Here is a 12133-nt window from a genome sequence, read left to right as displayed (position 1 = left end):
CATTTGCCCCGTAGAGGCCGCTTCTTAGGGGCGAGCGGGCGCTTGGCCCGTGTAGTTTTTGGATCAACAGGATTCTTACGGGGTAATCATCATGTCAGAGACAGCAACACCAGCACGCGGACGACGGGCACGTGGAGGCGGCGGCGCCGCACGTCGGGCGGAACGCACAGCGGTAAGTTTTGAGACAGCGCCAACAATCGTGCGCAACATTCCGAACCTCGAAATGTTGAGCGATGAAGCCTTGGATATCATCGAAGCCAACGCCGAAACCGTTCTCGAAGAAATCGGCGTTGCCTTTGTCGACAACCCAAAAGCGCTTGAACGCTGGAAGGCCGCTGGGGCATCGGTCGATGGTGAACGCGTCCGTATCCCCAAAGGATTGGCGCGAAAGCTTTGTGAAACTGCGCCTTCCGAGTTTACCCACCACGCCCGCAATCCTGAAAAATCCGTTCAGGTGGGCGGCAAGAACCTGGTGCTGGCGCCGGTCTATGGCCCTCCGTTTGTGCGCGATGCCGATGGTGGACGGCGCTACGCGACGATTGCTGATTTTCAGAAGTTCGTAAAACTCGGTTATATGTCCAAGTGGTTGCACCTGTCAGGCGGCACAGTGTGCGAACCCACGGATGTTCCGGTGAACAAACGCCACCTTGATATGCTCATGGCGCATATGACGCTGAGCGATAAGCCCTTCATGGGGTCCGTTACAGAACCAAGCCGCGCCCGTGACAGCGTTGAAATGTGCGAAATCCTGTTTGGCAAAGAATTTGTCGCGCAAAACACCGTGATGACGTCGCTCATCAATATTAACAGCCCGTTGACGTTTGATGAAACAATGATGGGCGCCTTGGAAGTTTACGCTGAAGCCAACCAAGCGAGTATCATCAGCCCGTTTATCGTTGGCGGGGCCATGGCACCGGTCTCGGTCATGGGAACTTTGACGCAGGTCTTGGCCGAGGTTTTGGCCGGCGTCGCCTATAGCCAGTTGATCCGCCCAGGTGCGCCTGTGATCTTTGGGACCTTTGTGACATCAATCGACATGAACTCCGGTGCGCCTACATTTGGCACGCCAGAGGCTGCACATATCACCAACGGCGCAGGACAATTAGCCCGCCGCCTTGGGTTACCTTATCGCTCGGCTGGGTCGTTCTGCGGTTCTAAACTGCCGGATGCGCAGGCCGCTTACGAAACGTCCAACAGTTTGAATATGGGTCTGCTGTCCGGCGTGAACTTTATGCTCCACGCCTGCGGCTGGCTTGAAGGCGGTCTTGTGGCGGATTTCGAAAAATTTGTGCTGGATGCCGATCAACTTGGCACGCTGCACCACATGGCCAAAGGCGTCGAGATCGATGAGAACGCCCAAGCCATGGATGCGATCCGCGAAGTCGGGCCGGGTGGGCACTATCTTGGTTGTGCCCACACGCAAGCAAATTTCAAAACGGCTTTCTGGCGCTCCGAAGTGTTTGATTACAAGCCTTTCGAGACATGGGAAGAAGAGGGCGCGCGCGACAGTCAAACCCTTGCCTCTGAACGAGTTGCAAAACTGATCGACACCTATGTCGCTCCGCCGATGGACCCGGAAATCCTGACCAAGCTGAATGCTTATGTCGAAGAGAAAAAGGCATCCATGCCAGACAGCTTCATGTAACAGCCTTTATATGACAGGTGAGGGCTGTTCGACCACCGCGAGGGCAGCTCTTCGTTTCGCGGCTTTGGATGCTTTGAGGATCCGTGCTTCGGACATCAAGGCGACAATGAGTTCCACATGACGCGCGATTGAGTATTCGGCGCGGTCGTCTAAACGGTGCTCGTTTGCGATTCCTTCGATCTCCATAAGCCGTACAATGGCCTGACTGGGGCCGGGTATGGTGTCGCATTTCAGCAGACGCCTTAGGTGTGCAACACGGTTGTAGTCCTCTAACCCGTGTCGGGCCGTGTTGACCAAAAGAGTCGGTCGGTTCAGGCGGGATATTTGGCTTAGTACGTCTTCCATTGCGGCACTCCAGTTCAAACAATGTCACAATCATGACACAACCCAAAGTAGTGTTGCGCGTGGGTAACTCGCGGCGGTCGGTGCATTAAACATTGTTTATCTTTTGGAAACAATTCTGTGTGCCTGTGGATAACATTAACGAAACGGAAACAATTGCCCGCCAAGATTGCAGGGCTTGGCGTGGCAGTCGTTAAGCAAGGGAATTGGGAAACGAGATGATCGAGAGCAGACGCGCAAACCGCGCGATCCCATCATGGGTACCTGTAGAGGTGCGCAATTACATTTTTCATACCGAAATGGGGCAGGCCATTCGTGTGCTGGCACGTGGGCAAAACTGTCACCCGTCAACGATCATGCGTCAGGTGCGCAAGGTCGAACAGCGGCGGGATGATCCGCTGGTGGATCGGGCAATAAAAGTTCTCGCTGAGGAAGGTCCAAACGCACTGACGCCGTCCTCGTTGGAACTGATGCAGGCGCTACGCCGCCTTGCCTTGCCGGACGTGTTATTGGCAATCGCTTTGGGAATGGAGCAAGGGGTCATTTTACAAGACATTCCATCAGGCGAACCCGACCACGGCAGTAAGTTACCCATGGACACCGCGACGACGTTGGCGTTGCGCGGATGGATTTCGTGCGGGCAGACCACGTCACGCGTTTTGCGATACAGGATCACTGCGGGGGGCCGCGTCGCTCTGCGGGAACTTACAGCGATGTCAGAAAACAACGCGCGTGAAATGGCCGAAGGGCCTGCCAGTTTTACGGGTGCACCCAAAGGCGTCGGGACTTGGGATGAAAAACCAGTTCCAGTGCGCGCGGCGTCCATTGACAGCCCCGTTCTTGCCCTGTCGCGGCGTAAGGATCTGGACGGCAATCCCTTTATCAACCGAAGTATGGTTCAGGCCGCTGAACGGTTGCGGGAAGGCTATGAGCTGTCCTTGATCGGACGTTCGATGGGGCCAGACCCAACGCCGGACTGGGACACCATGCTGGCCCAGATCGAAGCCCATAAACCCATTGACACCCTAAAAAACCCCGCCGCGGATCAGGTGGCCAAGGCGCTATCTTATTTAGGGCCAGGGTTGTCTGAGATCGCGCTACGGTGTTGTTGTTTGCTTGAAGGGTTAGAGACCACCGAAAGGCATATGGGCTGGGCTGCGCGGTCGGGTAAGGTCGTGTTGCGCATCGCGTTGCAACGTTTGGTTTTGCATTATGAGGCGATTGGCGGGCTAGGGCCAAAGATCGGGTAGGGGCACGTTATGCACCATAAGCAAACCCGCGACCCAGTGCGTTGAGACCCTTGGACAAATCTCTTCAAACGGCCTAAACAGGGCCCAAGAGGAGACCCACATGACAACGCGTGATCTAAAGATTCCGGCCCAACGTCACCCTGAGAAGCAGAGGCGCCCAGATGCGCCGCAGCCCAAAAAGCCAGATTGGATCCGTGTTAAGGCCCCCGTGAGCGAAGGCTACATGGAAACGCGCGACATCATGCGTGAACACAAACTGACGACAGTCTGCGAAGAAGCGGGTTGTCCGAATGTGGGGGAATGTTGGTCTCAGGGTCATGCGACCATGATGATTATGGGCGAAGTTTGCACGCGTGCCTGCACGTTCTGCAACATTGCGACTGGCAAGCCACCAGAAGACTTGGACGTTTTTGAACCGGGTCGCGTAGCGGATGCCGTCAAGAAACTTGGCCTGAACCACGTTGTGATTACATCTGTGGATCGCGATGACGTGGAAGATGGCGGCGCAGAACACTTTGCGCAGACCATTCGTGCCATACGTCGCCAATCCCCGAACACCACCATCGAAATTCTGACGCCGGACTTCATCCGTTGTGATCCAAGCGTTCTAGAGATCGTGGTCGAAGCGCGTCCTGATGTGTTCAACCACAACCTCGAAACTGTTCCGGGCCTTTATCCAGAAGTGCGCCCAGGTGCGCGGTATTTCCATTCCTTGCGCCTTTTGCAGCGGGTTAAGGAACTTGACCCGACGATGTTCACCAAATCTGGGATCATGGTTGGCCTTGGCGAAGACAAACAAGGTGTGACGCAGGTGATGGAAGACATGCGCGCGGCGGATATCGATTTCCTGACCATCGGTCAGTATTTGCAGCCCACGCCGAAACACCACAAGGTGGACCGTTTCGTGACGCCTGAAGAGTTCGAAACCTATGAAAAGACCGCCTATAACAAGGGCTTCTTGATGGTTTCCGCCACGCCACTGACGCGATCAAGCTACCACGCGGGCGACGATTTCGCGAAGTTGCGCGCGGCGCGGATGGATAAACACGGCTCTTAACCCTAGGTTGAATCGCCACAATCGCCTAACCTTTGCCCATTATGGACGGAGGCGATTATGGATTTGAAAATACTGACATGGAACGTCGAGCATTTTAGCGGCACCAAAACGGCTGCGAAGGCAGGACGCGTGGACCGTGTAATTGCCGAGCTCGAGGCACAAGACCCCGATGTCTTTGGCTTGCTTGAAGTTGAAGGCGCCGAGAGTTTTAACCTCATCGCGCAGAGAATGACGGATTACACCTTTATGCTGACCGAAGGGCGGCAAGTTCAGGAAATCCTCATCGGGTTCAAAAAGACATTGCGAGCCTTCATCACGCAAAAAGGTCAGTTTAAAGAGAACAACCTTGATCTGCGGCCCGCCGCGCTTTTGACCATTACGTCTGACAGCGGCAAACATCTTCCAATCCTGTTTGGACACTTTAAATCCGGCAGCGACCCCAAAGGCTGGGGGCTGAGAGTGTCGATGTTTGAAAAGGTTAGCAGCCTTAAGAAGGTCATCAACAAGATCGCCGTGGCACAGGGGGAGGCGTCGGGCGGTATGGTTGTCTTGGGTGATTTGAACACGATGGGGATGATTTTGACGGATTCGGATGGTGATCTGGATGCCGACGCCGAAATCTTACGGCTCAACAAAAGATTTGCCCGCGTTGCGTTGCGACCATTGCTGAAAAGCCACCCGCATACATTCTCCAACGGCACCGGCAGCAGCTATCCCGATAGCGATTTGGATCACGTTTATGTGGATGAAAGCATGTCCATTGAAACAGACGCCAATGGGCATGAGGCAAACGTCGGGGGGTGGGCCCTGCTACAGCAAGGCGCCGAGCGGGACGCATGGATTGCGTCGATGTCCGATCATGCACCGGTGTCTTTCACCGTTTTGAACTTTTGATCTTACGGTAAGGCGACCAAGTAAGCCGCGATAGCCCCGCGATCATCGTCGGGCAGTTGTGACGTGTTTTCAATCACGTCAACCATTTCACCGCCTGCTGTATCAAAGTCAGGCGTGAACCCGCTATCGAGGTAAATGGCGATATCCTGCGCGCTCCATCCAAGGTCATCGGGGTGAATGGACGGAATGCGGCCTTCGCCGGACGGGTTTGCAGCGCCGCGCAGCCATTGGTCTGTTTGCGATCCACCAAGCGCGTTGCGCGGGGTGTGGCATTCGCTGCAGTGGCCCAATGCTTCAACCAGATAGCGACCGCGTTCGATTTCGGGGGTTGGAACGTCCGTGATCACCCATTCATCACTGGCGAACAAGAATTTCCACCCGCCAAGACTGCGGCGGATATTAAAAGGAAACCCGACATCATGGTCCCGTGACGGGGTCGCTTCAGCGGGCAGGGTGCGCAGGTGGGCGATCAGGTCGACCGCGTCTTGCGGGGACATCTTTGAATAGGTCGTGTAGGGGAATGCGGGGTAATAATGTGCGCCGTCTGGCGACACACCAGCCATCATTGCGTTGACGATTTCATAATCCGTCCAGCCGCCGATGCCATGATCTGTATCGGTCGATATGTTGGGCGCATAAAAAGTTCCGAAATCACTGACAAAGGCTTTGCCCCCCGCCAAGGCCTCACTGCCTTCAGCGCTGTGACACGACGCACAGCCAGCGGCGGCAAGCACCAGTTCGCCGCGGGCAGGGTCACTTTTGAACGGAGCATCCGTCAGAACTCTGGGGTCAATGCTTTGAGGGGCGGTCACGAAAAACGCGACAACCGCCCCAACAACGCCAACAGCTAAGACGAGGGCTCTTTTACGCATTAGTCGCGCGCGCGGTATTCACGGTGACAGGCCGAACAGGTGCCGCCAAGGTTACCCATCGCGCCCTGAAGGCTGGCGAGGTCAGTGCCCGCAACGTCGGCCATGCCTTCAACCTCAAACGCAAGGTCTTCGCCTTTGGACATGAAATCATCCAAGTTTTCCCAAATGGCAGGCTGCGCCTTAGTGCCTTCAGCTGTGCCTTCGGGCCAGTAACTTGCCGTGTTCATCGACGTCAGGGCCACCATGCTATCGGCCGCTGTTTGGGCCGCTTCGGCGTCATAGTCGATCTTGCCCTGTGCCATGCCACCAAGAATGCCAAGATTATACGCATAAAGCTGCATGTGCGACTGGCGAGCGGTGACAGCTGGGTTCACCTCTTCGTGGCTGTCAGCCATAGCAAATGATGCGGCAGTGATCGCGGCTGTACCAGCGATTAGGGAAATGTATTTCATCGAACGTCTCCTGAGGAAAAATGGGGCAACTCAGGGAAGGTTAGCACAAGAATTTCACTTGCCGAGGGGTAGTTCTGCGCGGTGACGCACAAATTAACGTGACTAGGTGAACCGTACTTTGCCAATGAACGGCAGATTGCGGTTGCGTTGGGCGTAATCGATTCCGTAACCAACAACGAATTCATCAGGAATTTCGAACCCGGTCCAATCGGCTTTCATGTCGACCTCGCGGCGTGATGGTTTGTCGAGCAGCGCAATAGAGCGAAGCCGCGCAGGTTTACGCGTGTTGAGCATATCAATCACCTGATGCAGCGTATGTCCCGTGTCGACGATGTCTTCGACGACCAACACGTCGCGTCCTTCGATCTGGCCGCGCAAGTCCTTGAGAATACGCACTTCTCGAGAACTTTCCATGCCGTCGCCATAGCTGCTGGCCTCAAGGAAATCGACCTCGACCGGAAGGTCCAGTTCGCGAACAAGGTCAGCGATAAACACAAACGATCCCCGCAACAGGCCAACAACAACCAGCTTATCAGTGTCTTTGAACTCGGCTTGAATGGTTTTTGCCAAGTCTTCGATCCGTGCGGCGATCGACTTGGCCGAGATCATGACGTCAATCACATAGGGCGGCGATGCGGGGGCAGTGTCGTTTGCTTGCGTCATAGGGTCCGGACCTTGTGCAATTGCTTGAAATTCCGCACAAACCATACGACATGAAACAGTAATGTCACCCGTGAAAGCGACCAATGCCTGCCCATTCTGAAACCAAACACCTGCCGTATTCAGCGGCGCAAATGTATGACCTTGTTGGGGACGTGGCGAATTACCCAAAATTCCTGCCATGGACTGCCGCTGCACGCATAAGATCGCGCAGTGATGAGGGCGATCACGAGGTGATGTTGGCCGATCTTGTGGTCAGCTTTAAAGTCTTTCGCGAAAAGTTCGGCAGCCGTGTCGTCCTTTGGCCTGCGGAGCGTAAGATCGAGACCGCCTACATCGACGGGCCGTTCAAATTTCTAGAAAGCGTTTGGCGGTTTGAAGACGTCGAAGACGGCTGCAATGTCCACTTTGAAGTTGATTTCGAGTTCAAGAACAAGCTGTTGCAGGGCGCTGCTGGCATGTTCTTTAATCAGGCCATGCAAACCATCGTGCGCGCCTTTGAAACTCGCGCCAAAGACCTTTACGGATAGATGCGGTATCCGAGAACCGCGAACGGCAGCTTTGAGCCCATTTTGACGGATAATGGGGGACTACGAACGGCCGCTTTGATGGCTTGGAAAAGACGGAAGGGCTTTTCACATGTCGCCCCAACAGAACGTCCCTAGGAGCGGACGATCCGGTGCGTGTGCGTCGCTTTTGGGTCAGTGAATACGAGGCTGCCGGCTACCCGCAGTGCTATAAAAACGCCATTGTTAAGATCGCTCCGAGTTTCAACTCTTTGGGCTGAGAAATCCAGCGATCGATCTGCTGCATTATTTTTTTAAAATGCGGTCTGCAACGTCGCTCCAATCCCTGCGAGATCAAAAGTCGCTGTGTAAATGGTTGTGTCGCTAAGGTTGTTTACGGGTACCGATACTCTCATCGGCTTCGATACACTTCTTCGAATAGCCCAATGAAGGCGAAGGCTGTGTCGCATCAATCAAAGTGGCGCGGTAGGGGGCGTGAGCCCTGAAAGACTCACGTTCTAAGGCGTTCGGACGGCCCGAAGCCATCAGGAAGCAAAGCTTCTAGGCGGCCTTGCACTCACTTACTCCATTGTATTTCCAAACCACCTAGGGTTGTCTGTTGATCATTGCGGAATGAATCAAACCTAGCTCGATATGCCAAGGGGGCCCGCAATATGATTTTGGATCGCCCGCATCTAGCCGTTCTGGCCTGAAACCTTGGCCTGACATTTGGTTGTTACGTGCCTTCAATACACTGGCCGTACAGGTCTTTACAGTCCGCTTTTCTGCTGGGACTGCCAACAAGGAGAATGATATGTCGTTGATAATTACAGGTGTTTTGGACGGTCCTCTAAGCGGCGGGTTGCCTAAGGCGGTAGAGCTATTCGTGACTGCCGACATCGCCGATCTCTCAAGTTATGGTTTAGGATCAGCAAATAACGGTGGTGGGTCGGACGGAGAAGAGTTCACCTTTCCTGCCGTGGCGGTCACTGCTGGGTCTTATATTTATGTGGCCTCTGAAACAGCCGGGTTTACCGAATTCATGGGGTTTGCCCCCGATTACACAGCTGGGGCATTGTCGGTGAACGGCGATGACGCGATTGAACTGTACGCGTTTGGATCGGTCATTGATCTTTTCGGCGACATTAATGTTGATGGAAATGGCCAGCCTTGGGAATACCTAGACGGATGGGCAGCACGAAACCCTGGGGCGACAGCAAGTTCTACTTTTGACGTGGCCGACTGGACCCTGTCGGGAGCAAACGCCTTTGATGGGCAAACGAGTAATGCAACCGCGGCAACGCCGTTCCCAACCGGGTCCTTCGAAAATGTTGTGACGGCGCCAACTTTCGTGATTAACGAAATCGACGCGGATCAGGACAGTACCGATAGTCAGGAATTCATCGAGATCTACGATGGGGGAGTTGGCAATGCGTCACTGGATGGGCTGACACTCGTGCTTTTTAACGGGAACGGCGAAGCGAGCTATGATACAATTTCCCTAGACGGTTTCACCACAAACGCCGATGGCTTCTTTGTTGTTGGGTCTGCCGATGTTCCTAACGTTGATCTGGTCGAGTTCACGACCAACGGTCTGCAAAACGGCGCGGATGCGGTGGCACTTTATGAAGGGGCCGCGCCAACCGCTGCCACAACCGTAAACCTTGTGGATGCTATCGTTTACGGAACCAATGACGCCGACGACACTGAGCTTTTGGCGGCTCTCGGCCAAAGCGTTCAAGCAAATGAAAGCGCCAATGGCACGTCGACGTCAGATGCGCTGGCCCGCCAACCTGACGAAACGGGTGATTTCGTTGCTCAAGCCCCGACGCCGGGCGCCAGCAACTTTATCGAGCCACCGGCTGAAATCACACTGATCAGTGAAATTCAGGGCAGTGTCGGAACCGGCGACCTGGATGTGATCGGCGTGGATGATCGAAGCGCGCTCGAAGGTCAGATTGTGACTGTCAGCGCCATTGTCACGGCTGATTTTCAGGATGGCCTGTTTGGCACACAGGGTGATTTGAACGGTTTTTATATTCAGGAAGAAGAAATCGACTACGATTTCAACGACCTAAGTTCTGAAGGCATCTTTATTTTCGATGGCACAGCGCCCCTGGTGGACGTGAACATTGGTGATCTGGTCGAAATCACAGGCTCCGTCAGTGAATTCTTTGGTCAGACCCAGCTCTCGGCGACGTCTGTGGTCGTGATGGACACAGATCAACCGATACCACCAGCGATGGACGTCGTGTTCCCGACAGCCAACATCATGGATGATGGCAGCGGTAACTATGTTGCCAACCTCGAAGCATATGAAGGTATGTTGGTTAACGTCGCTCAGGACATGACAGTATCCGAAATGTTCAATCTTGATCGTTTTGGCCAATACAACGTCACTGCCGACGGACGGGTAACTCAGTTTACCCAAAACAATGATCCGGACGCCGAAGGTTATGAACAACACCTACAAGATACGGCGGCCCGTACACTGGTTTTGGATGATGGCTTGTCAGCCCAAAACCCTGACACGCTGGAAATCATCGATGGCAATGACGGAGTGCTCACCGCAGATGACAGTTTCCGAATGGGAGACGAGATTTCTTCGATCGAGGGCGTCGTGGGGTATTCCTTCGGGGAATTCCGCATAAATGATGCAACCGGTGTCTATGATCAAACCAACCCTCGTGATGAGACCCCAGAAGACATTGGCGGCAATTTCACAGTCGCCAGCCTGAACGTGCTCAACTATTTCACAACAATCGATGAAACTGGCGTCACCACAGACAACGGGTCCGATCCGCGTGGTGCCGACAGCCTAGAAGAGTTCGAACGTCAAGCCGACAAGCTGGTAAAGGCCATTGTTGCAATCGATGCGGACGTATTGGGACTTATTGAAATCGAAAACGACTTCGCTGGCGACACTTTTGCGATTAAGGATATTGTCGAACGTGTAAACGCCGACCTTGGGTCGGAAATCTATGCCTTCGCTGATCCGAAACAGGAATTTGTCGGTGGCGACGCCATTTCCAACGGGTTGATCTACAAGGTGAACGACGTAGGCCTTAAGGGCGACATGGCTATCCTCGAAACCTTCAACGGACAGAGTTTCCTTGATCCTTTGGGCGCGGGCCGAGACCTGAACCGTCCTGCAATTGCACAGACGTTTGAAGATTTGGACACAGGGCAAACACTCACCGTGTCTGTTAATCACCTCAAGTCCAAAGGATCCCTATCAGGGCTCGCCGAGGATGAAGCGCAAGGGGACGGTCAAGGCAATAACAATGCGACACGTACCGAAGCAGCAAGCATCCTTGCTCAGTGGCTGAAAGATGATCCAACGGGGCAGGGGTCAGAAAACACGCTGATTTTGGGCGATTTGAATGCCTACGCCAAAGAAGACCCTCTTACGACTTTGTCCGACGCGGGGTTCACTGATCTTGCGGCGACAGAACTGGGCGACGACGCGTATTCTTATGTGTTCGATGGTCAAGTTGGCACGCTCGATTATGCATTGGCCAATGATGCGCTTGCTGAAAACCTCGCGGGGGTCACGGAATGGCATATCAATTCTGATGAGGCAGATGCTCTGGATTACAACCTCGATTTCGGACGGGACCCGACCCTTTACAGTGATGATAGCCCAGCCCGAAATTCTGATCATGATCCAGTGATCGTTAGCTTTGATTTCGATCCCGTCTACAATCTGGTTGCAGGCACAAATCGCAGGGACTTCTTGTACGGTACCGAAGGTCGTGACCAAATCGACGGTATGAGTGGAAATGATTTCATATTCGCCGCTGGCGGGGATGATCTTATTTTCGGCGGCAGCGGAAACGACAAAATTTTCGCGGGCAGCGGACACGATGATATTGATGCCGGTAGCGGCAACGATTTTGTTTTCGCAGGAGACGGTGATGACGTCATCAGAGCGGGCGACGGCAAAAACGATAAGTATTGGGGCGGTGATGGTGCCGATACATTTATCTTCTCTGCTGAGCTTGCAGAGGACCGCACGCGGGATAAAAGCACCGTTTATGATTTCAATGTCTTGGAAGACGTCATCGATTTGGGTGGTGCCGTTGTTGACGATGTCCGCGAACATTGGGGATCCGTCCGCATTACGCTAGAAGGGGGCAACGACCGGATCACGCTCCTTGGTGTTTCCGATTTCGACGACATCGTCTTTGCGGATCAGTTCACGATCGCATAATTGCAAGCACCCTCGCGCGGCGAAACATAGCGCGAGGGTTATTCTTGAGGCGGCCTATTAACGGTTTCCAAGGAAACCTCTCAGGCTCGGACATTGGCGCATTCGTGGCGAATGTCCGTTTCGTCCGCAGTGCAGACATTCACACGGCCAAACAGCTCCAGAACACCAACCCTAGAAAGGGGCCAAGTTGTAAAGCCTGGACGCTTTAGCGATAGTGGTTTCAACACTCGATTGCTAAGCGG

General features: G+C 54.1%; 10 protein-coding genes. 6 read left to right on the top strand and 4 right to left on the bottom strand.

Going from position 1 to position 12133, the window contains the following annotated elements; genetic code table 11:
* Nucleotides 1-91 precede the first annotated feature (91 nt).
* Nucleotides 92-1645 (top strand): trimethylamine methyltransferase family protein, encoded by a 1554-nt coding sequence (locus KO486_RS08895; RefSeq protein WP_216036877.1) that lies wholly within the window; start codon nt 92-94, stop codon nt 1643-1645.
* 6 nt (nt 1646-1651) lie between these two features.
* Here KO486_RS08895 and KO486_RS08890 read toward each other — a convergent pair whose 3' ends face one another.
* The gene (locus KO486_RS08890) at nt 1652-1990 is read right to left on the bottom strand and encodes a DUF6477 family protein (protein WP_216036876.1); all 339 of its coding nucleotides are present in this window, start codon (nt 1988-1990) and stop codon (nt 1652-1654) included.
* 215 nt (nt 1991-2205) lie between these two features.
* Between KO486_RS08890 and KO486_RS08885 the strand changes: the two genes are divergently transcribed.
* The 3 genes from KO486_RS08885 (at nt 2206) to KO486_RS08875 (ending at nt 5188) form a co-directional block, all read left to right on the top strand.
* A complete protein-coding gene (locus KO486_RS08885; RefSeq protein ID WP_216036875.1) occupies nt 2206-3237 on the top strand; it encodes a DUF6456 domain-containing protein in 1032 nt (343 codons plus the stop codon).
* Between the two features lie 100 nt (nt 3238-3337).
* Nucleotides 3338-4294 carry a lipoyl synthase gene (lipA, locus tag KO486_RS08880; RefSeq protein WP_216036874.1) on the top strand — a complete coding sequence of 319 codons (957 nt, stop codon included), beginning with the start codon at nt 3338-3340 and terminating at the stop codon, nt 4292-4294.
* A gap of 57 nt (nt 4295-4351) precedes the next feature.
* Nucleotides 4352-5188: an endonuclease/exonuclease/phosphatase family protein gene (locus KO486_RS08875; RefSeq protein ID WP_216036873.1), complete on the top strand. Its 837-nt coding sequence runs from the start codon at nt 4352-4354 to the stop codon at nt 5186-5188.
* A 2-nt stretch (nt 5189-5190) separates the two neighbouring features.
* Here the strand turns inward: KO486_RS08875 and KO486_RS08870 are convergent, their stop codons facing one another.
* The 3 genes from KO486_RS08870 to hpt all read right to left on the bottom strand — a co-directional run bounded on the left by KO486_RS08870 (nt 5191) and on the right by hpt (nt 7175).
* Nucleotides 5191-6060 carry a cytochrome c gene (locus KO486_RS08870; RefSeq protein ID WP_216036872.1) on the bottom strand — a complete coding sequence of 290 codons (870 nt, stop codon included), beginning with the start codon at nt 6058-6060 and terminating at the stop codon, nt 5191-5193.
* On the bottom strand, nt 6060-6512 hold the full coding sequence (locus KO486_RS08865; protein WP_216036871.1) for a cytochrome c: 453 nt from the start codon (nt 6510-6512) through the stop codon (nt 6060-6062). Before KO486_RS08865 ends, KO486_RS08870 begins: the two co-directional genes overlap by 1 nt.
* A gap of 102 nt (nt 6513-6614) precedes the next feature.
* The gene (gene hpt / locus KO486_RS08860; RefSeq protein ID WP_216036870.1) at nt 6615-7175 is read right to left on the bottom strand and encodes a hypoxanthine phosphoribosyltransferase; all 561 of its coding nucleotides are present in this window, start codon (nt 7173-7175) and stop codon (nt 6615-6617) included.
* 83 nt (nt 7176-7258) lie between these two features.
* On the opposite strand from hpt, the gene KO486_RS08855 reads away from it, so the two are divergent.
* Both KO486_RS08855 and KO486_RS08850 read left to right on the top strand, forming a co-directional pair.
* Complete coding sequence (locus KO486_RS08855) at nt 7259-7702, top strand: type II toxin-antitoxin system RatA family toxin (protein ID WP_216036869.1); 444 nt, start codon at nt 7259-7261, stop codon at nt 7700-7702.
* 790 nt (nt 7703-8492) lie between these two features.
* Nucleotides 8493-11891, top strand: a complete 3399-nt coding sequence (locus KO486_RS08850; RefSeq protein WP_216036868.1) for an ExeM/NucH family extracellular endonuclease — start codon at nt 8493-8495, stop codon at nt 11889-11891.
* The last annotated feature ends 242 nt before the right edge of the window (nt 11892-12133 follow it).

The sequence above is a fragment of the Octadecabacter sp. B2R22 genome, assembly GCF_018861045.1.
GTDB lineage: Bacteria > Pseudomonadota > Alphaproteobacteria > Rhodobacterales > Rhodobacteraceae > Octadecabacter.
The sequence above is the reverse complement of the archived record's forward strand: the minus strand, read 5'-3'. Positions and strand labels throughout refer to the sequence as shown.